Origin of the sequence: Filimonas effusa (genome assembly GCF_004118675.1) — a bacterium.
In the GTDB taxonomy this organism is placed as follows: Bacteria; Bacteroidota; Bacteroidia; order Chitinophagales; family Chitinophagaceae; genus Filimonas; species Filimonas effusa.
Genome location: NZ_SDHZ01000004.1, coordinates 19,071 through 44,409 on the forward strand (window position 1 = coordinate 19,071; position 25,339 = coordinate 44,409).

Genomic DNA, 25,339 nt, shown 5'->3' on the forward strand with positions numbered 1-25,339 from the left:
AAATGAATGTAATAGAATCTTTAAACAGATTGCTAAATCTACTGGAAAAGTTTAACCACCCTATAGTTAATTTGCTTTCTCCTGGCTTAACTAGGGAGGGAGTAATCCAAAAGCTGAACTTCTTAGATAGGGATATACCAGAAATTATTATAGACCTCTTTGAATGGAGGCAAGGAGTGAATTATTCTGATGAGAAACGTCCATATATGGTCAATAATCTTTGGCCAATGGGTACTTTTTATTCACTGGATGATTGTATCAGTTCTTACAAAAGTCGTTTGGGTGCGAATGTTGATCCTAAATATTTTCCAATCTTTTCCAACATTGGGGGTGATTATTGGTGTTTAAATATGGATGACGGTTACAATAGTTTTGTTTATTTATTCGCACCGCAACTTACCTTGTCATCTGAGCCTATGTCCCAATATGATTCGCTGGAAAAGTTTGTGGAATCAGTTATAGCTGCGCTTAATGAAGGAATATATTCCTATGATGATGGCGAGTGGATAATTAGTGATAACTACTTTCAATTTTTCAAAGAACTTAATCCTAATTCCGATTATTGGGATAGGTCTAAAAGAGAAAATGACGAGGATGATTTTGACGAATTTGATCCAGAGGATCTCAGTGATGATGATTATTGATAGTAGATTGTCTTTTTTAACTACAAGTTAAAAAATAGGATGCCTACGGCCTTTTGGCCGTTAATTTCTACACTACTTCGATAAACGTTAAAGAAAAGCTAGGCATGAAACAAGTCTAGCTTTTCTTGTTATTAATTGATAATCAAATTTTTTACTTCGGCTAGTTAAACATACAGGTAAATAAATTCATATTTTCTAATTCGAAAGTTATATCGCTACAACCTCAGCAATTACAATATAAGGTCCTACAGAGAAAGTCATTTAACATCCTACACATTCCGGTCATAGTAAGTATTCTTCCTATTAATTCGACTTCCATCGTCTCACCTTGTTAGATACAACGCTGACTGTTTTCCACAAGACGTTTAATTCACATGCAATCCTCTGAATTGATTTTTGGAGGCAGTTTGATATTTGGAATAGATCTATTTTAGGTATTGTTATTCAGTTAGTTGTGTAACAAATTAGGTTACTTAAAACTTGGGAACGGCTGTTGAATTTTGTATATTTGATGATCTTACATGGAGAGCAACACGGCAAAGGACGTGTTATGTCGGAAAAAAGGTTATTACCTCGTGAGGGTGAGTTGGAAATGATTGATAGGATAGCGGCAATAGTGGCCCAGAAATTATTATCGCAACAAGATGAACAAAAGGCACAGTTATATTTAGAACAGGCACAACGAAATTACAGCTCTAATATTCCAACCACCTTAGCAGCAGCCAATAAAGCAGAACGTATTATCAACAGTGCTCAGTATCAAGAGCGTGAGGGACTGAAAAAGCGGATTATGAAAATTGCCAGGAGTTTGGGGTTTACAGCCGAGTACGCTAATACTTGTGATGACGTAATGGGCATTGATGTTACCTTGGAAAGATTCGGCTTATGTATAGCCTGCTTTATTTTTAATTGTGGTAGCTTATCATGTGATTCCACGGTAATCGAAAAATGTATTCATTCAAACTTTGATCATATATTAATTTGTACTCCCGGTAAAGTTTCAATAGAATTACTTCACGAAAAATTGGGTGGACTTATAAGCAAGGTTGCAATCATTGCTATCGACGGGCTGCCTGAATTACTAAGAAATATCAGTCTGCCAAATTTTAGAACTGAGATGGATTTTAAAGGCCGGAAAGTGCTTGTTGAATACAACAGAATATCAAAGGATGAAAGTGATCTTAAGAGTAATACTATTATGCGTGTGCTTTCAAATTCTATAATGAAAAAGGGAGCATAGAATAGATTACTTCCATTGTAACAACTTAAAATAAAATAAATAATTAATATTTATTGGCAAGAATACTAATTAATGGTGTAATCATATTAAATACATCTATTAGTTTTTTGTCAAAAAAATTAGAGACGTATGGAAGAAAAAAAATCTGTTGGAATATGGATTCGTGTTAGCACGGAAGATCAAGCGAGGGGTGATTCTCCTGAACACCATGAGGAACGTGCTCGTATGTATTGCAAGTTGAATGGTTGGGATGTTGTGACTGTGTATCATTTGGAGGCTGTTTCGGGAAAGTCGGTCATTGATCAACCTGAGGCTTTACGAATGATGAAAGACGTTAAGGAAGGTAGAATCCAAGCCTTGGTTTTTTCTAAACTTGCCCGGCTGGCTCGTAACACCAGAGAGCTTTTATCATTTGCTGATTATTTTAATGAACACAAGGCCGATCTAGTTTCTTTACAGGAAAAAATTGATACCGGCACGCCAGCGGGCAGATTATTCTATACCATTATTGCGGCGATGGCACAATGGGAGAGAGAAGAAATTGCCAGTCGCGTGGCTGCGTCAGTTCCTGTAAGGGCCAAATTAGGCAAGCCATTAGGCGGAGTTGCGCCATTTGGGTACACTTGGGGCGATGATCCCAGCAAAAAACAGTTGTCTATTGATGAAAATGAAGCCCCCATAAGAAAGTTAATGTATGAAATCTTCTCAAGAACTAAGCGAAAGAAAGCTACAGCTAAACAACTGAATGAGCTAGGTTATCGTACCAGAAAGGGAGAAAGATTTTCAGATACAACCATAGATAGATTGCTGAAAGATCCAATAGCGAAGGGGATTAGAAGGGCTAACTACACCAAAAGTAGGGGTGATAATAAAACATGGGATCTGAAACCTACCTCTGAATGGGTTCTTACCGAATGTCCAAGTATTGTATCTGAAGAACTATGGGAGGAATGTAACGCCATTTTGGAGCAGCAATATAAGAAACGAAATAAGCCGGGCAGACAGGCTAAATTTCTGCTTAGTGGTATTATGCAATGCACATGCCATGCGAAAATGTATGTCTATCATGGCGTAGATACCTATCACTGTAGAAAATGTAAGAATAAAATTTCAGTTCGTGACATTGATTATGTGTTCGAAGTGCAGCTAAAGAACTTTTTGTTTACCGATTTAGAGATCGATGTTTATCAGAAGCAGACTGAAATGACAATCAATGAGAAGGCTAATCTTTTAAATGCTGCTCAAGTTGAAATTGAGGATTTGACAGTGCGAACCACAGAATTGCTCAATATGAGATTAAAAAAGGAGATCTCACAAGAAGATTTTGTCAGGTTTTATGAACCAGACAATACCCGTTTAAAGGGGTTACAGCGACACACAGCAGAACTTCAGGGAGAAATCGACGCCTTGACTGTTCACCTTGCTTCTTCTCAAACTGTTCTTTCTGACGCTAAGGACTTATATAATAGATGGTCCGATCTCGAGTTTTCGGAAAAGCGGACTATTGTAGAGACTATTACCGATGAAATTATCGTTGGAAGTGACGACATACATATCAAATTGGCCTATCTGCCTAAACACACTTTTTTTGATGATAACGTAAAAAGGCAACGCAACCTCAGGGGTTCATACTGGCAACAAGCATAAAGGCGGCCGGGAATACCAGCGATGCGTTTGCGCGCGAAACAGCTATCTTCCGCTCTTCCATAGGCTGACGAAGTGTTTCCAATGCTGAACGTCTGAATTCCGGCAGTTCATCAAGAAAAAGAATGCCGTTATGTGCGAGGGATATTTCTCCCGGTTGTGGCTGACTGCCACCTCCGGCCAGCGCTTTATCGCTGATAGAATGATGAGGGGCGCGAAAAGGGCGCTGTTGTATCAGTGAAGTGTGCTTGCTTAGCTTTCCGGCTACACTATAGATCTTAGTAGTTTCCAGTGCCTCTTCCAGGAGCAGCGGTGGCAGTATGCCCGGCATACGCCTCGCCAGCATGGTCTTGCCTGCCCCCGGAGGGCCTATAAGTAATACATTATGTCCGCCGGCTGCAGCTATCTCCAGCGCTCTTTTAACCGGCTCCTGTCCCTTTACTTCACTAAGGTCCGCCGTTTCGCTCAATGCGGGAGGTAGCTGTAAAACCGGCACAGGAGAAACAGGTGTTAGTGTTATGATTCCGCGAAAGAACTGAATCACCTGTTGCAGGGTTTTCACTCCAAAAACATTGATCCCTGCGACTATTGCCGCCTCCTCCGCATTTGCTGCAGGCAGTATCAATCCCTTAAAACCTTCGGCCTTCGCCTGCAACGCCATAGATAATGCTCCTTTAACGGGCTGTATACATCCGTCAAGACTTAGCTCACCCATAATAACATAATCAGCAAGAACAGCCTCTTCTGCAGGTTTCGCAGCGCCGGCCATCCTTTCCATGCCAGCCAGTTGCTCTACGCCTGCCATTTGTGCCGCGTTTACCATCTTCTCCGTGCCTGTTACTTGCTTAGGGCCTGCAACCGTCTTTTCTGCGTCTACCATTTGCTTTACGCCTGCCATTTGTGCCGCGTTTGCGATCTTCTCTGTGCCTGTAACTGCTGCCTCTCTGCCCGCCACCTTCTCTGCATTTCCCAGCTGTTCTGTAGCTCCCAGTATGCCAATGGCAATAGGTAAGTCGAAAGCGCTGCCGCTTTTCCTGATATTCGCCGGGGCCATGTTAACGATAAGTTTGGTGCGCGGCATATACAAACCATTGTTCTTAATGGCGCTTTCTATCCGCTGGAGACTTTCTTTTACTGCATTGTCGGGAAGACCTACTATAAAATACTTTAAGCCGGCGCTTACATTTACTTCTATAGTAATGGTGGTGGCGTCTACGCCGTAAACGGCGCTTCCATAGGTTTTTACGAGCATAGGTAGCAACTTTATAGTGTGAACTCTACTTTACACTATAAATATAAACCCGTTTTTCTGCTTTTACCGCTGGCGGGCTAACCATATACCCCTTATACAATAAATAAAATATGATAACTGTGCCACCAGGAAGGCTAAACGAATTGGAAAGAGTAGGCGTTGTCTTTGGGTTTCTTTTGCTATAAGATTCTCCAATTCTAAGGCTGTCAGGGAGCCGAATGGTAAAGTTTCCGGAAGTATAAGTCTGGGAAACAGTACTAATACAATTCCAGGTATTGTCAATAATAAATAAGCAACAAAGATTCCCCAGTCTGTTTTAGTAGCAGGCTGCCTCGAAAGCCAATATCCGGTAAGGGCAAATAACGCTACTACTGCTACCAATTGAATGCTGGCTAAAGGTTTAGGCGAAGCTGCGGTGATATGCCAGCCAGGAACCGAAGAGCTTATCAAACCGAAGAATACCGGCAACATAAACAGCGATACTACCAGTACCATTACCAAAGGGATATAGGGCGCTTTCATAATGAAATAGATAACAGAATGGTGGATGTAGGGGATAATGTAGTTGATTTACAGCTTTTCAAGCATCGCAACCACCCCTTCCTTGCGGAGAATGAGGAAACCCAGCCGGTCGTTGCTGATACCTTCTTTTAGCTGGTAATTGAATACCAGCTGGTCGTCCTGCACCTGGGTCTCGAAATAGCGGAACTGGATATTGGGATATTTTTCCAATGCTTCGCCTATTTCGTAAAGGTGCGTGGAAAGAATAAACAGGGCGTTCTTCATTTTACGCAGGCCTTCTATTACGGCGGTACTGCATTTCATGGCATCCTGTACATTGGTGCCTTTGAACAGCTCGTCGATGAGTATGAGCCATTTTTTGCCATCATTGATCTTCTCGATCGTTTTGCGGATCCGCTGTACTTCGTTGAAGAAATAACTCTCGCCCTTGATAATATTATCTACTACCTGTATGTTGCTGAGCAGCCCATCGAACGTACTCAGTTTCATGGAAGAGGCGGGTACGCCCATGCCAATATGAGCCAGGTAAACCGATACGCCCACGGCTTTAATGAAAGTGCTTTTGCCGGCCATATTGGCGCCTGTGAGAAACAGGAAGTTCTGGTCCTGTACAAGCGAAACATTGTACGCAACAGGTGTTTCCAGCAATGGATGGTAAAGATCTGTCGCCGAAATGGTGGGCACCTCACTGTCGATGAAGGCGGGAAAGCTGTATTTGTATTCAAGACAGGCGCCGGAGAGACTGCTATAGGCATCCAGCTTGCTGTAAATATCTATCAGCTCCCTGGCCTGATTTTTAAAATAATGGCGCAGGTAACGCGCTAAATAAAGAACGCGGGCAGGGGCCAGGTCGCGCTTAGTGCCAAGCGCCGTCATGGTCTGTACCATTTCGGAGTTCAGCAGTTCCTTTATCCTGTTCAGGGTCTTTTCCAGGATAGGAGGGTTGTCTTCGCCGGAAAGCAGCTGCGCCAGCTGTTGCATCCCCTGCACAAAGTCGATAAAGTGTCGGACCGAATAACGCACCAGCGCATAATCCGGTCCGTTAAATAACTTGTAAAGAAAACTGTTGGTAACGTTGGCATGGGCAGGTATATCATTCACCGCAGTTTCATAGAAACGCTCTATCACCATAATGGTACCATTAGAGATGATAGGCGGCCAGTTGTTATAAACCTGCATCAGCTTTTGCAACAATAGCTGCGTTTCCCTGATCTCGTTTATATCATGCAGGGGATGTTGCAGTAAGACCCTTAACCACTCTTTTCCGCCGATAGAACGGGTAAAATCAAGATGGTGAAAAACCGATAACTCCTCTTCTGAATGAAACAGCGAAAGGTCCTGGATAGTGGTTTTATCTGCCTGCATATCGTTTGTATTGGATTGGGGGGAATGGTTATATGTTAGCGATCGAATCTCAACCGCATACCCTTATTAGATTCATCGAATATACCATTTCCATAAACCAAATGACCATTTATAAAAGTATGTGTCACCGAAGCCGGGAACCGGAATCCTTCAAGCGGGCTCCATCCGCACTGGTACAATATATTTCCTTTTGACACTTCGTAAGGCTGGTTCATATTCACCAGAACCAGGTCGGCATAATAACCTTCCCTGATAAAGCCTCTTTTTTCGATCTGGTAGCAGATAGCTACGGCATGGCTCATTTTCTCCACTACCTTTTCGATGCTTATTTTTCCCTGTTGTACATAATGCAACATCATAAGCAGGGAGTGCTGTACAAGCGGCAATCCTGCATGCGACTGCTCATAAGCGCCACTTTTCTCTTCTATGGTATGCGGCGCATGATCGGTAGCGATAACGTCGAGCCGGTCGTTAAGCAGGCCATGCCATAAAGCCTCGCGGTTATGGGGGGCCTTAATGGCCGGGTTGCATTTTATTTTATTGCCCAGTTGTGCATAGTCGTCGCTGGTAAAATGCAGGTGGTGAACGCACACTTCTGCCGTGATCCGCTTTTCGGCCAGCGGTATCATATTAGTAAACAACTGTAGTTCTTTCGCGGTAGTGATATGCAGGATATGAAGCCTGGCATTATGCTTCTTGGCAAACTGGATGGCCCGGAAGGAGGATTCGAAACAGGCTTCTTCATCACGGATGACAGGGTGGTCAGACGGCTCCAGTTCACCCTTTTCGGCCTTCAGCTTTGCTGTATTGGCTTTGATGATAGCTTCGTCTTCACAGTGTGTGGCAATAAGCAGTTCACTGTTGCCAAATACCTTCTCCAGCATCAGCGGGCTGTCGACCAGCAGGTTGCCGGTAGAGGAACCCATGAATATTTTAACGCCGCATACCTCGTTCTTTTTTTCGTTGGTTCGCAGCACCTCATCAATATTATCATTGGAGGTTCCCATATAAAACGAGTAATTGGCAAGCGAAGTACGGGCGCCGATAGCATATTTATCTTCCAGCAATTCCTGAGTGAAAACAGGCGGTTTGGTATTAGGCATTTCCATAAAGCTGGTTACACCTCCCGCTACGGCTGCTTTCGCCTCGCTATAAATGGTTGCTTTATGTGTAAGCCCCGGTTCGCGGAAATGCACCTGGTCGTCAATTGCACCTGGCAGCAGATATTGCCCCGACCCGTCAATTTCCGTTACAGCTTCTTTTATGGCTATGGTACCGCCAACTTTCGCTATAATACCATCTTTAATATAAACATCACCCTCTACAATTGTATTGTCGGAAACAATCCGCGTATTCCTTATCAGATAATTCATATGGCAAAGTAAGGAATAGATGGTAGATGATAGAGGGCTGGTCGTAGAAAAAAAGCCGGGACCGGCAGAATAACGTGATGTTTCCGGAGGCTTATTGATAGGTTGTGCTAAGTTGTTTAGTAGAGTATAGGATGAGTAAACAATGAAGCCGGAAAAATGCTCCTGCTACCCTGCTTTATGCTAAAAAAGTTTATCACAAAAAGCCCGGTAAGGATGTTTAGTCTTCGAGGTTCAATGTAAAGAAGATCATTCTCGACTGCAGTTTATCGAATACGCTGGAGTACTTGAGGTTGGCATCGCGGCTGTGGATATTGGCGAGGCCGCTGCTGAACCGGATCTCAGGGGAAAGCGTTACAAAGCGCAGGTAAAAGTTAAAGCCTATGCCCACGTCAATGCCGTAATCATATTTCTTCAGTTTAACCAGGTTTTCGGCATTACGTGCGGCGGAGTTGCTGGCGAGGTCTATATCGTACTTCATACCTGCCAGCAGGTAAGTACGGAAATTGCCGATCCGGTCGGAGCTGAATTTAAAATGAAACGGGAAACTTACGATCGTAGAAGGCATCTGGCGGGTTTCAATTTCCTTTTCGCCAAATACGGTGTTGGGGTTTTTAAGCGTGTAGGTAAAGTATTTGGCGCCGCCGATGATAAGCTGCGGGTTGCCGCGTAATTCCCACCACTGGTTCAGGCGCAGGGTAGCCAGCAGGCCAAGGGCGATACCTCCTTTGGCGCCGGGTTCGGCCACAAGTATACTGTCGTTTGCCAGGAAATGAGGGTTCTTGGAAGTATGAATATAGGAGGTGTTATAAGCAAGGCTTATCCCGAAATAGTAATTGTAACTATCGTGATCGGGGCGGTTAAGTCCTTCTCTTATACGGGTTTGGGCATGTACCGCCAGGGTTGCCACCAATACCAATAAAATAGCAGTTAAGATACGAATCGGAAACAATACAGTCTTTTTTAGAGTCGCGGCCATTCACAAATATATGACGCGGATAACAAACGTGTTTTCCTGGGAAATATTGTGTTTCCCTGGCCTATATCGTCCTTTTCCTGCTATTTGCTTCCGCAGTAATAACAGCAGATGCCCATGGTAAGCGCTTTATAGTGAGTAGTGCTGTAACCTGCTTCGTTCATGATCCGGATCAGTTGTTCGCGCTCGGGAAATGCCTGCATCGAGTTGTTGAGATACTGGTAAGCGTCTTTGTTCCGTGCCAGCAGCTTGCCGATGCCTGGTGCAATGAAATTCATGTAGATATTGTACACGCCTTTGAAAAGAGGCTGCTTTGGACGTGAAAATTCGAGGATCACCAGTTTGCCGCCGGGTTTTAATACGCGATACATTTCTTTGAGGCCCTTTTCGAGGTTTTGAAAGTTGCGCACGCCAAAAGCAACTGTAATGGCATCAAAAGTATTGTCGGGGTAACTGATGGTTTCACTGTCGCCTTTATGAAGGGTGATGCCATTGGTGAGTCCCAGTTTCTCAATTTTCTGGCGGCCGTGTTCCAGCATACCTTCAGAAATATCGATACCCGTTATTTTATCGGGATGTAACTGGTGCCAGGTCATAATGGCTACATCTCCTGTTCCGGTGGCAACGTCAAGTATGTTTTTGGGTTTCAGGGGCGCCAGCTGCGCAATGGCCTTTTTACGCCAGGTTACATCTATACCCCCGCTTAAAAAGCGATTCATGAAGTCGTACCGCCCGGCAATGCTGTCGAACATGCTGGCCACCTGTTGCTTTTTCTCTTCTTCACTATTCTGGTACGGTACGATGTGGTCGTGTGCATATTTTGCCATAGTTTGCGAAGGTAAGATGTATCTGCTAATGGGGATTCGTATTTTGCAGGAAAGCTGTACACCCCTTATTTCAGGGTAGGCGGTAATTTGGAATTTGGGAGGGGATATTCGTAATTGCCCTGATTTTGAATTTGAAATTTTTATATTTGATGCTTGCGGAAGGTATTTTCGCAAACAATGGAACGGTTTTGGGCGGTTTTACCCCTTGATTAATACAATCACTAGTATAAAAAATAGGAATGCAAACAGGAGAAGATATTCGCCGCCTTAATGAACAAATACAACAGGCAGCAGGATTTGTTGAAGTACTGCGTGAAGAACTGGGTAAAGTGGTCGTAGGGCAGCAGTATATGGTTGACAGGCTTTTAATAGGGCTGCTCAGTAATGGCCACGTTCTGCTGGAAGGGGTTCCCGGACTTGCAAAAACGCTCACCATTAAATCGCTGGCCCAGGCCGTTGCCGCCAAGTTCAGCCGTATCCAGTTTACGCCCGATCTGTTACCTGCCGACGTTGTTGGTACTATGATCTATAACCAGCAAAGCCACGAATTTGTTGTGCGTAAAGGTCCTGTTTTCGCAAACTTTATTCTCGCGGATGAAATTAACCGTGCTCCCGCAAAAGTACAGAGCGCGCTGCTCGAAGCCATGCAGGAAAGGCAGGTGACCATTGGCGATAAAACCTACCAGCTCGACGATCCGTTTCTGGTACTTGCTACCCAAAACCCGCAGGAACAGGAAGGTACCTATCCGCTTCCCGAAGCGCAGGTGGATCGTTTCATGCTTAAAGTAGTGGTGGGTTATCCCGATAAAAAAGACGAACAAATGATCATCCGCCAGCAGGTACAGGGCATTAAAGGCCCTTCTGTAAATGCTGTGGTAAGGGTACATGAACTGCTCAAAGGCCGTGAGCTCACCAAGCAGGTGTACATGGATGAAAAAATTGAACAATACATTGTAGATATCGTATTCGCCACCCGTTTCCCCGATCAGTACGGACTGGCGAAAATGAAACGTTTCATCAGCTTCGGTGGTTCGCCCCGCGCCAGCATTTCACTGGCCCTGGCAGCCAAGGCGCATGCTTTTATGCAAAAACGTGGTTTTGTGATCCCCGATGATGTTAAAGCCATTTCTAAAGACGTGTTACGTCACCGCGTTGGTTTAACTTACGAAGCCGAAGCGGAAAATATTGCCTCAGAACAGATCGTTGAAGATATTATAAGAACTGTACAGGTGCCATGATGACTCCCCAGGATATCATAAGAAAAGTGCGCGAGCTCGAAATAAAAAGTAAGCGCCTGACAGACCATATGTTTGCAGGGGAGTACCATACTGCCTTCAAGGGCCGTGGTATGACCTTTAAAGAGGTACGTGAATACCAGGCCGGCGATGATCCGCGGTTTATAGACTGGAACGTATCGGCGCGTATGGGACATGCATTCAGCAAGGTGTTCGAGGAAGAAAGAGAGCTTACGATCTACCTGTTGGTTGATGTAAGCGCCAGCAGCCTGTTTGGTACTTTCAAACAAACAAAAATTGAACTGATCACTGCCATCTGTGCCGTACTTGCGTTCTCGGCCGTTGGCAACAACGATAAGGCCAGCCTGATTTCATTCAGCGATAAGGTAGATAAATACATGCCGCCTAAAAAGGGCCGCGACCATGTACTCCATATCATTGAAGAACTATTACGTTTTACCCCCAACGCTGCCAATACCCGGCTGCTGAAGGCCCTGGAATTCGTGACAAACGTGTCGAAACATAAAAGTATCATCTTCATCCTCAGCGATTTTGCCGATGCGGGTTACAAAGATGTTTTGAAAGTAGCAGCAAGGAGGCATGATATCATTGGCATACAGGTATATGACCGCCGCGACAAACAGCTGCCGCGTATGGGTTTGATACAGGTGCGCGATGCAGAGAATGGTGATATGGTTTGGCTCGATACCAATGATCTGGCAACCCGTACCTATTATAATGAGCAATTCCTGAAGATGAAAAATGAAGCAAAGACTGCTTTCCGCGATGCGGGATGCGACCTGCTTCAGATTGCTACAGGTGAAGACTATGTAAAAGCATTACAGGAATTTTTTATCAGACGCGCATGACACGAATGTATAAGATAACCCAAACCAATAGTGTACTGTCCGTTGTTTTTCACGTTGTGGTTTTTCTGCTGCTTGGCTCCGGCCTTGCAAAAGCACAGCGGGTAACTGCCGAATTCGACAGGGAAAAGATTGCGATTGGCCAGCAGGCGATCCTTCAGCTGAAACTCGAAGATTTCAACCCGCGTATCTTTTCGTTAGACGAATGGTTTGTGGTGCCTGATACTGTCAATAACCTGGAATGTATCAAGCGCGAAAAAATAGATACCATTATTATTGGTGGCTATGCTACTTACGTGCAGAAGTGTATGATCACTTCTTTCGATTCAGGTACCTGGCATATGCCCGAGTTACAGATTGCCATCCGTTCAAAAGACGATCTGAAACCGGTGATACTCACCACCAAGCCTTTGACGCTGGATGTGACGCCTGTAGATGTATCGGGTCTTAAAGACTATCACCCGCTGAAGGAGATCCAGGAAGTGAAGGTTTCCGGCGATCTGTGGCTGATCATTTTACTGGGTATCATAGCGCTTATCTCAGGATTTATATTACGCTGGTTTATAAGAATACGGAAAAGGGTACGTAAAAAAGCGGCCATCACCCGTATGCGTAAAAAAGGCCGTACGCCATTATATCGCGCCCTGCAGCAGCTGGCGGCGCTGAAAAAAGAGGTGCCGGTATTACAGCCAACAGCGCTGAAAGAGTACTATACCCAGATCGATGATATCTGTCGCGTATACCTGTCTGAGATGTACCTCATTCAAACCCTGCAGAAAACATCAGATGAAATAATGGTGACCCTGAAAAAGTACATTGCTTCCGATGGTGCGCGCAGGGAAATTCATACGATCCTCGAGCTCTGCGATTCCGTTAAGTTTGCCAAATACCAACCGATTTCTGTGGAAGAACAGGTGACAGCAGTAGATAAAGCCGCTGTTTGCCTGCAACAGATCAACAAAACATATAGGAAGAGAAAGCAAAATGTTAATTGATTGGCTACAAAATATAGAGTTCGCTTATAAGTGGGTCTTTGCCTTTCTTATACTATTGCCCATCGTAATATGGGAATATGTGCGCAGCAACCACAAACAGCAGGCGGCCATGATCATTACCACCACGCACTTCCTGCATGGCAAGGTAAGAAGCTGGAGAGCTACGTTGCGGCATGTACCTTTCATCCTTCGCTGTTTGTCGGTGGTATTGTTCATTTTTGCGCTGGCCCGCCCGCAAACGCGCTATTCCGAAAGTGAGGCTACGGGCGAAGGCATCGATATCATTCTTTGTTTTGATATCAGCGGTAGTATGACTGCCGATGACCTGCCGCCCAACCGCCTGGAATCGGCAAAAAGAGTGGCGAGGGATTTCGTAAAAGGCCGCCGCGGCGACCAGATTGGTATCACCATCTTCAGTAACCAGAGCTTTACACTTTGTCCCTTAACCATCGATCATAATACAGTATTGTCGCAGATCGCCAGTATCCAGCCTGGTTACCTCAAAGATGAAGGTACTGCCATTGGATCGGGCCTTGCAACCAGCGTAGACAGGCTCAGGGCAGGTAAGTCGAAGTCGAAAGTGGTGGTGTTATTAACTGACGGTGTTGATTTCGGCGGCACCATTCCGCCCAATATTGCCAAGGAAATGGCGCGTTTGTATAAAGTGAAAGTATATACCATTGGGGTAGGGGCCGAAAAAGAGGTGAATGAAGTCATCAGCTCGCCCCTGGGGCCTGTATCGCAGCACAAACGGCTCGAATACAACGAAAGCCTGTTGAAAGAACTGGCCCAGGCTACCGGCGGGCAATATTTCCATGCCCTGGACACCAGTTCGCTGCAGAAGATCTACAGCAGCATCAACCTGATGGAAAAGTCGCGTATACAGGTAACTTCATATGAGAAACATTCCGATAAGTATCGTCCCTTTTTGTTGGCGGCGCTGATAGCGCTGGTGCTGGAAGTGTTCATCCGTTATGCTGTATTTAAACGATTCCCTTAAAAATATGCAAATGCTGGCCGGTGCTTGCTATCTTGCAGTTATTGTGGTACATGTTGCCGCGTTCTTTTTATAAAAGGGAAGTCTGTGCATGCAGGGATTAATTTATAAATCTACAGGTAGCTGGTATATAGTGAGAGCCGATGACGGCAGGTTTTTTAACGCCCGTATAAAAGGAGTGTTCAAGATCGATGGATTAACGTCGACCAACCCGATTGCTGTTGGTGATGAGGTGGAAATGATACCGGAGAACGAAACTGAGAACACGGCTACTATCACTGCTATTTACGACCGGCGGAATTACATTGTGCGCAGCTCGCCCCACAATAAACACCAGCAGCATATTGTTGCCTCCAACCTGGATCAAAGCCTTTTGTTCGCCACATTACGTGAGCCCCGTACCTCTTCCGGTTTCATCGACCGTTTCCTGGTTTCGGCGGAAGCCTATCATATCCCTGCGATCATTGTATTCAATAAATGCGATCTCTACAGGAAAAAGGAAATGCAGCAGTACGAAGAGCTGCTGGAGCGGTATACCGCCATTGGTTACGGTGTCATGAAAGTTAGTATGCAAACCGGCGAAGGTTTGCCCGAATTGCAGGAGGTGTTAAAAGACAAGATCACCCTGCTCAGCGGGCATAGCGGCGTAGGCAAATCCACTTTTATCAATACGCTGTTTCCTGAAAAGAAGCTGAAAACACAGGAAGTAAGCGAATGGAGCGGAAAAGGGATGCATACCACCACTTTTGCGGAAATGTTTGATCTGTATTTCGGGGGGAAAGTCATAGACACACCGGGCATCAGGGAATTTGGGCTCACCAATATTTCAAGGCAGGAACTTTCGCATTACTTCCCGGAAATGCGCGAACTGTTACAGGATTGCCAGTTTAACAATTGTTTGCATATCAATGAACCGGGATGTGCTGTGAAAGAAGCCACAGAGAATGGTGATATCGCCATGGAACGGTATGTGAACTACTATGCCATGCTCGAAACCATCAGCGATAAAAAATACTGATCTAGCGTGCTCTTAGTGTAGACGCCAGTTCTTCTACTGCTTCATTCCCCCTGGTAGAATGCGGGATCAGTGAAATACCATTGTAGATATTATACTGCAGCGTAAGTTCGCGACCGCGATACCTGAAGTTCCAGTCGATATTGTCGGCCTCATCCGTTTTACCGGTAAAGCGCACCTTTTTGTGGTTGCTCAACTGTTGGGTAAAAGAATAGAACTGGTTTAAGGTGCCGGTTTCTTCGATTACCGCCGGCGTTGGTGTTGTTAGTGTGCTGTGATATTTAGTTTTCATAAGTGACCCCCTTTTTCTTATAGTGTCGTCAATATTTGCCAAGCCTGTACTTAGGCTCTTTTTTCAGTTTTTTCGTCGCTTTGGGGTCGTTGCTGATTGCACTTAGCCTCTCTGCTCCTACATTTCTCCCATTACTGGGACATCCATATTTCACTTTACAGGACACGAACGTAAGTGCAAAGATCATGCTAATAATAAGGGTAGCCCGCTTGTATGGTATTACCATTATGTGAAAATTTAAGCAGTTAGTTTTGGTTGAAAGCAGGCTACCCTGATATAATGACAACATTTTTTTCATTTCGCTGCATTGATATCAGAAAACCATGAAGAATATTTTAAATAATTGTTAGCAATGCGTTCTATCTCGCCGTGCGTCTTGTCTTTAGGAAGTTCCTTTACCTTTTTTGCCGGTACGCCTGCATAAATGCAGCCTGCTTCAACAATGGTTCCTTCCAGTACCACGGCGCCTGCGGCTATTATCGCATTAGGATGGACTTCGCACCGGTCCATGACGATGGCGCCCATTCCTACAAGCACGTTGTCATGTAAAGTACAACCGTGTACAATGGCATTATGTCCGATAGAGACATTGTTACCGATCACGGTTGGATGTTTTTCGTAGGTACAGTGGATCACCGCGCCGTCCTGTACATTTACCTTGTTGCCCATTTTTATGAAATGAACGTCGGCACGGACTACTGCATTAAACCAGAAGCTGCAGTCGTCACCGGCCTGGAGATCGCCTATAAGGGTGGCGTTGGGTGCTACAAAACAGTTGTTGCCGAGAGCGGGAGTTTTACCGAGAACCGGAATAATGGTGGCCATAATAATGAGGATAAATGATGAGGTTGTAAATGTAGGCTACCGGGAGCGAACAGCCGAAAAAAACCGAACTTCGCTGCCCCGGAATCATTACCGGATACCCCGTTTTTTAAAACGTTGTGAACAATGAACAACAGGCAATTATTTCTGCGGCATGTGGCTCAGACCTCGCCGGCGCCGATAGCGCTTGAGATGGTAAGGGCGGAAGGCATTTACCAGTACGATGCTGCCGGTAAAGCGTATATTGATCTTATCTCTGGTTTCAGCGTGTGCAATATTGGCCATAGTCATCCTAAGGTAGTGAAGGCAGTACAGGAGCAGGCGGCGGCCTATATGCATCTCATTGTGTATGGCGAATTCATAGAAACGCCGCAGGTGCATTATGCCAAAATGCTGGCGGACCTGCTGCCGGCCTCTCTCAGCAGCATCTATTTTGTGAATAGTGGCGCCGAAGCTACTGAAGGGGCCATGAAACTCGCCAAAAGGGTAACCGGCCGTTCACAGATCATTGCTTTCAATAATGCCTATCATGGCAGCACCCAGGGGGCATTGAGCGTTATGGGCAGTGAATACTGGCGCAATGCTTTCCGCCCGTTGTTACCTGGCGTACTGCACGAAAATTACAATACACAGGAAGCCCTGGACGCCATCACTGCCGAAACAGCCTGCGTCATTGCCGAAACGGTTCAGGCCGAAAGCGGCCTGAATAAGCCAAATGAAGCCTGGTTGCAGGCCCTGCGGTGCAAATGTACCGAAACGGGCGCCCTGCTCATTTTTGACGAAATACAGGCTGGTTTTGGCCGTACGGGCAGCCTCTGGGCCTTTGAACAATATGGAGTGGTTCCGGATATACTGCTGCTTGGTAAAGCCCTTGGAGGCGGCATGCCTCTTGGCGCGTTCATTTCGTCGAAGGAATTCATGGACCAGCTTATCCAGGACCCGGTATTGGGTCATATCACCACGTTTGGCGGTCATCCTGTGAGTTGCGCCGCAGGCAAAGCGGCCCTTGAAGTGCTGCTCGACGGCAACTTTACCGGTGAAGTACAGGCAAAGGAAAAGATCCTGCAGGAGCGTTTGCAGCACCCGGCTATCTTACAACTGCGCACTGCGGGCCTTTGGGCGGCTGTTGAATTCGACAGCTTTGAAACCAACCATAAAGTAATTAAACGTTGTATAGAAATGGGGATGGTTACAGACTGGTTCCTGTTCAACGCCAGCAGCATGCGTATAGCGCCGCCGCTTATAACAACTACGGAACAGATACACGAGATCTGCGACCGCGTTATTGCGGCCGTCAGTGACCTATAGAAAATGCTGTCACTTATGCATCGATGGCCGGAAATCAATCCCGGAGACTGATGATTACCGTGTTGCCGGGCGATTACCCTGTGATAGGCGATTACCCTGTGATGGGCGATTACCCTGTGATGGGCGATTACCCTGTGATAGGGAAACGAAGTGCCGGGAGCAGGATTATCCGTGCACTTCGTTTCCCGGCTCGTTTTCTTTCATCGCCTGGTATTCGGACGGCGTCATTTTCATCTGGCTTTTAAACACTTTTGTAAAGTAATTGGGAGACGCGAAGCCCAGCTCATAGGCGATCTCATTTATGGAGAGCCCCTTTTTTTCAAGTAGTTCCCTGGCCTTTTCAATCTTAACCGACCGTATGAATTCAACAGGTGTTTTACCGGTATACTCCAGTACTTTATTATAAAGGGATGCCCTGCTCATAAACAGGTGGCTGCTGAGCGATTCTACCGATAGCTCAGGATTGTCGAGGTTCTGGTAGATATGCGATAGCATTTCCTGCAGGAACTTGTCTTTCAGAGACGTGGTTTCTGTTTCCGGAAGTGCAACGATGACCTGTTTGGAGTAGGTTTCCCTAAAGGATTGATTGAGGAGCAGTATGTTGTTTATTTTGGCATGGAGCACCGCAAAGTCGAACGGCTTTGTCATGTAGTCGATCGCGCCTGTTTCAAGTCCGTCCAACGCTCCCGCAGGGGTATTTGCTGCCGTAAGTAATATTACGGGAATATGGCGTGTTCTTTTGTCGGCTTTTAGTTTCTGCACCAGTTCATGGCCGTTCATAACAGGCATCTGTATATCGCAAACAATAATATCGGGGTGATGAAACAACGTTCGTTGCCATCCTTCTTTGCCATTGGCTGCTTCAAACACGCGGTATTCTTCGTGCAGTCCTTCTCTCAGGTAGCAGCGGAAATCATCTTCATCATCGATGATCAGGATGGATGGCTTGCTATCCTGTAAAGGCTGCTTCCCGTGTTCGGCCAAACCGGCATTGGTGTCGGCTTCCCCTGGTTTATCAACAAGCTGAAGGGGTAACCGGAAGCTGAAATTGCTGCCTGCTCCTTCGCGGCTTTCAACGATGATAGTGCCTCCATGCAGTTCTACAAACTCTTTGGTGATAGATAACCCGATGCCGCTGCCATGATTGATCACCTGCGCATCTGTTGCATGCTGAAAAAAGCTATCGAACACATGGGGCAGGGCCTGTTGCGGAATACCTATTCCCGAGTCCATTACAGATACGATAACCGTCGTAAAACCCGGCCTGGCGTTCTCCGGTTCTTCGCGGATGTTAACGGAGATGTTGCCGTTTTCAGGAGTAAATTTGAACGCGTTAGATAACAAATTAAACAACACCCTTTCCAGCTTGTTGCTATCGAAAAGAACTGCTGGCAATGAAGCGGCGGCATGGCATCCGAAGCCGATCTTTTTTTGCCGGGCAAGATCGCTGAAGGAATCGCATATTTCCTGGACGAATGACACAAAATCTCCTTCACTTACATGCAGTTTCAGTTCTCCTTCTTCCATCTGCCGGAAATCCAGCAATTGGTTTACCAGGTTGAGCAGCCGTCTCGAATTGCGGCGGATCAGGTTCAGCTGAATGCTGGAAAATTGTTCAGTAGCCTGCTTCAGCAGCGTATCTACCGGCCCATTGATCAGCGATATGGGCGTCCGGAACTCATGGCTTAAGTTGGTAAGGAATTTTATTTTCAGCTGGTCGAGCTTGTGGAGGTATTCCGCTTCTTTCTGTTGTCTTTCTATCAATTGTTTTGCTTCCTTTCGTTCCTGTTCCAAAGCAAACTGCATCCGGAGTTTCTGAATACCCCTGTGACGCAGGTACAATATAATACCTACTATAATGAGCAGGTAAACCAGGTATGCGTAAATTGTGCGGTAGAAGGGAGGGATCACCGTTACTGCAATGGAAACGCCATCGTTATTCCATACGCCATCGTTATTGCAGGCCCTTACCCTGAAAGTATAGTTGCCCGGCGGCACATTGGCATAGTAGGCGCTATGATCTTTGCCTGCGCTAACCCATGTTTTATCGAACCCTTCCAGCTGGTATTCATACCTGTTGGCTTCGGGGACAGTATAACTTAGTGCTTCAAAACCTATTGCAAAAGTCTGCTTGTACTTAAGCCTGATGTGTTTGGCGACCTGTATAGAGCTGTCGATGATGGCGCCGGAACTATTAACGGGTTCGTTATCGGCTTTCAGGCTGGTTAATACCACGCGGGGAGGAGTGGTATTGGTTTTCAGCGTACCGGGGTTAAAATGATTAAAGCCATTCTGACCTCCGAAAAATATTTCGCCATCAGCCAGCATAATGCCGGAGCCGGGCAGAAAGGCGCCTACCTGCAGACCGTTATTTTGCGTAAAGTTTTTAAAATTCCTGCTGACGGGATCGTAACAACTCAGCCCGCTATTGGTGCTTATCCATATTTTTCCCTGCTGGTCTTCTATAATGGTATGAATGGTGGCATTGGCAAGCCCGTTTTTTTCATTCAGCACTTCAAACCGGTTGCTTCCTTTTCTTAACATACCTATTCCATTGCCACCTGTGCCTGCCCATATATTGCCGTGACTGTCTTCCATCAACGATACCACATAATCGCTCGGAAGACCGCTGTCGGATTTCCTGTAAAAGGTAGATCGTTGCGATGCGGGATCAAAGACCGATAACCCGGAACCGAAACTACCGATCCAGATCCGCCCGTCACGGGCTTCTTTTAAACAGCGGATATAATTACTGGGGGGAACGGAAGCCGCTGTATTATCGGGGTCGTACAGGTGTTTAACAACTTCGTTACCTCCCGGTTTTATAATGTTGATACCGCCTCCATTGGTGCCTACCCAGGTATTACCCTGTGCATCTTCCTGTATACAGAAGATGTCATTACTGTTGAGATCACTGCTTTGTGTCCCTTTTTCATAATGCCGGCAACTTCCTGTTGCAGGATTATAATGATAGAGTCCGTTCGAGAAAGTGCCTGCCCATATGGTGCTACCGCTTCCCGGTGCAAGGGCAAGGATGGCTAAACCATGTTTATCGTTCTTATTGATAACAGGCAGTTGAATGGCATCGAGCAGGCCTGTATTGCGGTGATATAACTGCAGGCCGCCGCCATCGGACCCAAGCAGTACATCGTTTTTATGGCTTACAAAAGAAGTGACCTGCCGCGAACGAAGACCTTTGGGATCGAAGGCGTTATATTCCTTGCTATTGAAGTTGTTGGCATTTTCATTAAACATATTGAGCCCGCCCCTGAAAGTGCCTATCCAGTATAATCCGTTCCTGCCAATTGAAATGGAACGGATAGACATGCTGCTGATACTGGCGGAATTTCGTTCATCGGGCTGAAGATTCACCAGTTTGCCTGTTGTTATATCTAATATATCGAGCCCCCTGTCGGTACCTATCCACAGCCGGTTACGGTTATCGGCGGCAATAGTTGAAATAAAATCATTACTGATGCGGTAGAGTGGGTTGTTTGCGCTGTAGTTCCGGAATTCTTTTTCTCCGGGCAGCGCCATGGCAAGTCCATTGTCGGTAGCAAGCCAGATATTACCCTGTTTGTCTTCCACTATTTTATTGACGCCATTATCGGGAAGGCTTGTGCTGTTGCCCGGCTGGTGTGTAAAATGCTGCAACCGGTTTGCGGCGGGATCGAAAAAAAACAAACCCGTTGTTGTGCCTACCCATGCCCGGTGTTTACTATCCTCGAGAAAGCAGAGGCTTACCTTTTTGTCGACTGCTTTTCGCAGGCGTTCATATTTCGTGTTTTCGACAAGCTGCCTGGTTGCAGGGTTAATGGTATTCAGCGCACCAAAGCTTGTGATCCATACTAAATTATCGGAGCTGCCTTTAATGGAATTGACTACCGCGCTAATATAAATAGGTCCTGTTGCCTTATAATTAAAAACGGAATCCTTGCCCCGGTCGTAATAACAAAGTCCGCCGCCATTGGTTCCAATCCAGATACGACCATCCCTGCCTTCATAAAGCGAGGTAACGTGGTTCACACCCAGGTCGTTATTATTGCCGGGTATGTGCCGGTAGATCCTGAAATTGATGCCGTCGAACCTGTTGAGCCCGTCTTCGGTGGCCAGCCATAGAAATCCGTAGCTATCCTGCAGTATATCATATACAGTGGGCGATGATAGTCCCTGGCTGGTAGTATGCTTTGTAAAAAGCCAGGGTGATTGCTGACCGGCAGCAATGTTGCATAAATGGATCGATATTATCAGCAGGCTGATTCCGGCAATTTTGAATGCGTTCATATGGCAAGAAAACAGGTAGTTTCTAAGTGATGGTAAACGCCAGTTTACAACAACGGATCATTGGATGGCGATATGCAAGCTTTTATTGTGATAACTGCAATATCATAACTTCCTGTGATTTTTCCAACCGTTATCTATAATTTTTACAACGGCGTTGTTGGTATTCAACTTATTGGATTTCAAGTTGTTGTGTGCTGTTGTGCTGTATTGTTTTTTCTTTTAGACATTATTACCCTTTTTTTCCCGATTTGTATAACAAGGGGGGAAAATGCTTCTGATAAATTTGTTCATTCTAAAAAACGAATTGCCAGATAAACCTGTATTGCTTATGAAATCGGAACGATGCTTGCCAACGGACCTTTGCTGTTCAATTCCTATTAGTGTTGTTATAACATTTATTGAAAAGCTTATTTCCCGCTTTTTTTATTAACTGTTGCATTTGTGTTTAGCGTGCGGCAGTATTTCATTTTTTCATTTTGAGATGCTCTTCCCGGAGCGTCAAGAGAATTGCTTTGCCTTATTCAAATTATTTAAATCAAAAAGCTCAACATGATTCCTTTTATCAAACCGGGGAAATGGTTGTTGCTGGTAGTCATCCTCATCAATGCTGCCTTCTTCAGTTTCCCTGCTGCAGCCCAGGAGCCCCGTACTGTGCGGGGATTGGTAGTGGATGTCCGGAACAGTCCTGTAGAAAATGTATCTGTCCGGGTCAAAACAACCAATATCAGTACTAAAACAGATGTAGAGGGTAAATTTTCTTTACGGGTTCCCGGTGGAAAAAAGATCCTGATCCTGGATTATATAGGAAAGGCTTCCCAGGAAATCAATATCGGACAACAAGATAATATTGTCATCACTTTAAAAGACAGTACAGCTGACCTGGATGAAGTGGTAGTAGTAGGTTATGGAAAACAGAAAAAAGAAAGTGTAGTTGCCGCTGTTGCCCAAACAACGGGGAAAGTATTGGAACGCGCCGGAGGCGTATCGAGCATTGGTGCGGCGCTTACCGGTAATGTTCCGGGCCTTATCACGGCGGGAAGTACCGGTTTGCCGGGACAGGAAGATCCTCAAATCCTCATCCGAGGCCGAAGCACGTGGAATAATTCTGAACCGCTGATCCTTGTGGATGGTGTGGAAAGACCCATGAACAGCGTTGACATCGGTTCTGTTGAAACCGTTTCTGTATTGAAAGACGCTTCTGCTACTGCCGTATTCGGCTCCAGGGGTGGTAATGGCGTTATCATTATTACCACCAAACGGGGGCAGGCCGGCAAGGCATCCATAAGAGGTACTGTGAACACCATTGTGAAGGCGCCTTCGAAACTGCCGGGGAAATATGATTCCTATGATGCGTTACGAATAAAGAATGAAGCTATAGAATATGAGCTCGCGCAGAAGCCTGAATCATGGGCCGATTATATTCCCATGGATATATTAAATAAATACAGGTATCCGGCCAACCTGGCGGAATCGGAACGTTATCCCAATGTAGACTGGGTAAAAGCGCTTTTTAAAGACTATGCAACTTCCAACAACGTCAACATCAATGTAAGTGGTGGTACCAAGCTGGTGAAATATTTTACCAGCGCCGATTTTCTTCACGAAGGCGACTTATTTAAAACCTACAACAACAATCGCGGTTATAATCCTGGGTTTGGTTTTAACAGGCTGAATATGAGAAGTAACCTCGACTTTCAGCTTACGCCTTCTACATTGTTCAAGGTAAACCTTTCCGGGTCGTACGGTGTTCAGAAAGCGCCCTGGGGATTCACCGGAAGTGAATACGGCGCCTGGATCGACGCTTACACGGCAGCGCCGGACCTCTTCATGCCGGTATATGCCGACGGATCATGGGGGTATTATGGCCCCAACCCGGCACGGGCAGAAAACTCTGCCAGGAACCTGGCGATAGGCGGCGTTCAGTACAACACTACCGCACGCGTTACTACCGACTTTACGCTGGAACAAAATTTAGATAAATTGCTGAAAGGTCTCCGCTTCAACGGAACCATTTCACTAGACAATACATTCGTTGAAAACGGTCGCGGTATCAATGACCTCTATAACGATGCGCAGCGTAAATGGATAGATCCGGCAACGGGTATGGCTATTTATAGAAATGCCTTCGATGGTATTTCCAATTTCGATTTCCAGGAAGGTATCAAGTGGACACCTGCGGCAGGAAGCATTGCATCCAATTACAGGCGCTTGTTTTACCAGCTTCAGTTGAACTATTCAAAGACCATTGCGCAAAAGCACAGGATCTCGGCGATGGGCCTGCTCAACCGCAACGTAAACGCCACGAACAGCGTACTGCCTTCTTACCGGGAAGACTGGGTGTTCCGGACCACCTATAATTACGACAACCGTTATACTATTGAATATAATGGCGCCTACAACGGCTCTGACCAGTTTGCGCCGGAGAACCGTTTTGCGTTCTTTTCTTCAGGTGGTGTAAACTGGCTGATCTCGAATGAGCAGTTTATGAAACGGCTTCGTTTTATCAATCAGTTGAAACTACGTGCGTCAGTTGGTCAAACAGGTTCCGACAATGTGGGTGGTCAGCGTTTTCTTTATCTCACCCAGTGGGCTTATGGTGGTCAGTCGAGGATGGGCACAACAGGAGAGGCTGCCGAGTCGAGCCCTTATACCTGGTATCGCGAGGCTACGGTAGGTAATCCTAATATCCAGTGGGAGCAGGCGCAGAAGCTGAACATAGGAACCGATTTTGAATTGTTCAATGGTTTCCTGTCGGGAAAATTTGATGTCTTCCGTGACAAGCGTACTAAAATTCTGCTTGCGGGCAGTGACAGGGCGATTCCTGGTTACTACGGCACTTCCGCTCCCGTGGCGAACCTCGGCAGAGTGACAACGAAGGGATATGAAATTGAATTGCATTTCAAACAGCCGTTGGGTAAAAATGCTCATTTCTGGGCCGATCTCAACATGACCCATACGCAGAATAAAATCCTTGAAAAAGATGAAGCGCAATTGCTGCCGGATTATCGTAAACAGTTAGGAAAGGAAATAGGACAGACCTACTCTTATGTAAGCCGCGGCTACTATAACACCTGGGATGAATTATATGGCAGCGCCCAGTACAATACGAATGATAACCAGAAGCTTCCGGGCAACTATTACCTGGTAGACTATAATGGCGACGGCGTTATCAACGACAATGATAATATTCCGTATGGTTACTCCTCCTGGCCGCAGAATACCTACAATGCTACGATAGGTTTCGATTGGAAAGGTTTCAGCATGTTCGTTCAGTTCTATGCTGTTAATAATGCTACCAGGCAGGTGGTGTTCGGCAGCCTGGGTTCACAGAATCATACCGTGTATAATGAAGGCGTTTACTGGAGCAAGGACAATAATAATGCAGACCTTCCCATGCTGCGCTGGCTTACTACGCCGCCGGGTTATTTCAGGGGCACCCAGTATATGTACGATGCCTCCTATGTACGGTTAAAGAACGCAGAGATATCGTACACTTTCGGCAGCGGGTTCATTAATAAGCTGGGGTTGTCGAACCTGAGATTATACCTGAATGGAAACAACCTGCTTACCTGGAGTAAGATGCCTGACGACCGGGAATCGAATTTCGCCGGAACAGGATGGGCTTCACAGGGGGCTTATCCCACCGTTAAACGTTATAACCTGGGTGTCAATATTTATTTTTAAA

The 25,339-nt window shown here is 45.8% G+C and carries 19 protein-coding genes; 10 read left to right on the top strand and 9 right to left on the bottom strand.

What is annotated here, in order from left to right; all coding sequences use genetic code 11:
- Positions 1-2: 2 nt before the first annotated feature.
- From ESB13_RS19690 to ESB13_RS19700, 3 genes are all read left to right on the top strand, one after another.
- Positions 3-644 (top strand): SMI1/KNR4 family protein, encoded by a 642-nt coding sequence (locus ESB13_RS19690; protein WP_129005417.1) that lies wholly within the window; start codon positions 3-5, stop codon positions 642-644.
- A 493-nt stretch (positions 645-1,137) separates the two neighbouring features.
- On the top strand, positions 1,138-1,884 hold the full coding sequence (locus tag ESB13_RS19695; RefSeq protein WP_129005418.1) for a hypothetical protein: 747 nt from the start codon (positions 1,138-1,140) through the stop codon (positions 1,882-1,884).
- A gap of 129 nt (positions 1,885-2,013) precedes the next feature.
- Positions 2,014-3,531 carry a recombinase family protein gene (locus tag ESB13_RS19700; protein WP_129005419.1) on the top strand — a complete coding sequence of 506 codons (1,518 nt, stop codon included), beginning with the start codon at positions 2,014-2,016 and terminating at the stop codon, positions 3,529-3,531.
- On the opposite strand, the gene ESB13_RS19705 is transcribed toward ESB13_RS19700, so the two are convergent.
- From ESB13_RS19705 to ubiE, 6 genes are all read right to left on the bottom strand, one after another.
- Positions 3,503-4,780, bottom strand: a complete 1,278-nt coding sequence (locus ESB13_RS19705; RefSeq protein ID WP_246022635.1) for an ATP-binding protein — start codon at positions 4,778-4,780, stop codon at positions 3,503-3,505. The genes ESB13_RS19700 and ESB13_RS19705 overlap by 29 nt on opposite strands.
- Before the next feature lie 63 nt (positions 4,781-4,843).
- Positions 4,844-5,302, bottom strand: a complete 459-nt coding sequence (locus ESB13_RS19715; RefSeq protein WP_129005420.1) for a hypothetical protein — start codon at positions 5,300-5,302, stop codon at positions 4,844-4,846.
- A gap of 48 nt (positions 5,303-5,350) precedes the next feature.
- A complete protein-coding gene (locus ESB13_RS19720; protein WP_129005421.1) occupies positions 5,351-6,667 on the bottom strand; it encodes a MutS-related protein in 1,317 nt (438 codons plus the stop codon).
- 35 nt (positions 6,668-6,702) lie between these two features.
- A complete protein-coding gene (locus tag ESB13_RS19725) occupies positions 6,703-8,040 on the bottom strand; it encodes a dihydroorotase (protein WP_129005422.1) in 1,338 nt (445 codons plus the stop codon).
- A gap of 217 nt (positions 8,041-8,257) precedes the next feature.
- Complete coding sequence (gene porT / locus ESB13_RS19730) at positions 8,258-9,016, bottom strand: type IX secretion/gliding motility protein PorT/SprT (RefSeq protein WP_129005423.1); 759 nt, start codon at positions 9,014-9,016, stop codon at positions 8,258-8,260.
- Between the two features lie 80 nt (positions 9,017-9,096).
- The gene (gene ubiE, locus ESB13_RS19735) at positions 9,097-9,840 is read right to left on the bottom strand and encodes a bifunctional demethylmenaquinone methyltransferase/2-methoxy-6-polyprenyl-1,4-benzoquinol methylase UbiE (protein ID WP_129005424.1); all 744 of its coding nucleotides are present in this window, start codon (positions 9,838-9,840) and stop codon (positions 9,097-9,099) included.
- Positions 9,841-10,079: 239 nt separating this feature from the next.
- On the opposite strand from ubiE, the gene ESB13_RS19740 reads away from it, so the two are divergent.
- The 5 genes from ESB13_RS19740 to rsgA all read left to right on the top strand — a co-directional run bounded on the left by ESB13_RS19740 (position 10,080) and on the right by rsgA (position 14,951).
- A complete protein-coding gene (locus tag ESB13_RS19740; protein WP_129005425.1) occupies positions 10,080-11,078 on the top strand; it encodes an AAA family ATPase in 999 nt (332 codons plus the stop codon).
- Positions 11,075-11,944 (top strand): DUF58 domain-containing protein, encoded by an 870-nt coding sequence (locus ESB13_RS19745; protein ID WP_246022636.1) that lies wholly within the window; start codon positions 11,075-11,077, stop codon positions 11,942-11,944. Before ESB13_RS19740 ends, ESB13_RS19745 begins: the two co-directional genes overlap by 4 nt.
- Positions 11,941-12,936, top strand: coding sequence for a hypothetical protein (locus ESB13_RS19750; RefSeq protein WP_129005426.1), 996 nt, complete (start codon positions 11,941-11,943; stop codon positions 12,934-12,936). Before ESB13_RS19745 ends, ESB13_RS19750 begins: the two co-directional genes overlap by 4 nt.
- A complete protein-coding gene (locus ESB13_RS19755; RefSeq protein WP_129005427.1) occupies positions 12,926-13,936 on the top strand; it encodes a vWA domain-containing protein in 1,011 nt (336 codons plus the stop codon). Before ESB13_RS19750 ends, ESB13_RS19755 begins: the two co-directional genes overlap by 11 nt.
- A gap of 88 nt (positions 13,937-14,024) precedes the next feature.
- A complete protein-coding gene (gene rsgA, locus ESB13_RS19760) occupies positions 14,025-14,951 on the top strand; it encodes a ribosome small subunit-dependent GTPase A (RefSeq protein ID WP_129005428.1) in 927 nt (308 codons plus the stop codon).
- A 1-nt stretch (position 14,952) separates the two neighbouring features.
- On the opposite strand, the gene ESB13_RS19765 is transcribed toward rsgA, so the two are convergent.
- Both ESB13_RS19765 and ESB13_RS19770 read right to left on the bottom strand, forming a co-directional pair.
- A complete protein-coding gene (locus tag ESB13_RS19765; protein WP_129005429.1) occupies positions 14,953-15,240 on the bottom strand; it encodes a DUF3630 family protein in 288 nt (95 codons plus the stop codon).
- A gap of 294 nt (positions 15,241-15,534) precedes the next feature.
- On the bottom strand, positions 15,535-16,065 hold the full coding sequence (locus ESB13_RS19770) for a gamma carbonic anhydrase family protein (RefSeq protein ID WP_129005430.1): 531 nt from the start codon (positions 16,063-16,065) through the stop codon (positions 15,535-15,537).
- Between the two features lie 123 nt (positions 16,066-16,188).
- Between ESB13_RS19770 and ESB13_RS19775 the strand changes: the two genes are divergently transcribed.
- Positions 16,189-17,370: an aspartate aminotransferase family protein gene (locus ESB13_RS19775; protein ID WP_129005431.1), complete on the top strand. Its 1,182-nt coding sequence runs from the start codon at positions 16,189-16,191 to the stop codon at positions 17,368-17,370.
- A gap of 165 nt (positions 17,371-17,535) precedes the next feature.
- Here the strand turns inward: ESB13_RS19775 and ESB13_RS19780 are convergent, their stop codons facing one another.
- Positions 17,536-21,654 (bottom strand): two-component regulator propeller domain-containing protein, encoded by a 4,119-nt coding sequence (locus tag ESB13_RS19780; RefSeq protein ID WP_129005432.1) that lies wholly within the window; start codon positions 21,652-21,654, stop codon positions 17,536-17,538.
- 549 nt (positions 21,655-22,203) lie between these two features.
- Between ESB13_RS19780 and ESB13_RS19785 the strand changes: the two genes are divergently transcribed.
- The gene (locus tag ESB13_RS19785; protein ID WP_129005433.1) at positions 22,204-25,338 is read left to right on the top strand and encodes a SusC/RagA family TonB-linked outer membrane protein; all 3,135 of its coding nucleotides are present in this window, start codon (positions 22,204-22,206) and stop codon (positions 25,336-25,338) included.
- Position 25,339 lies beyond the last annotated feature (1 nt).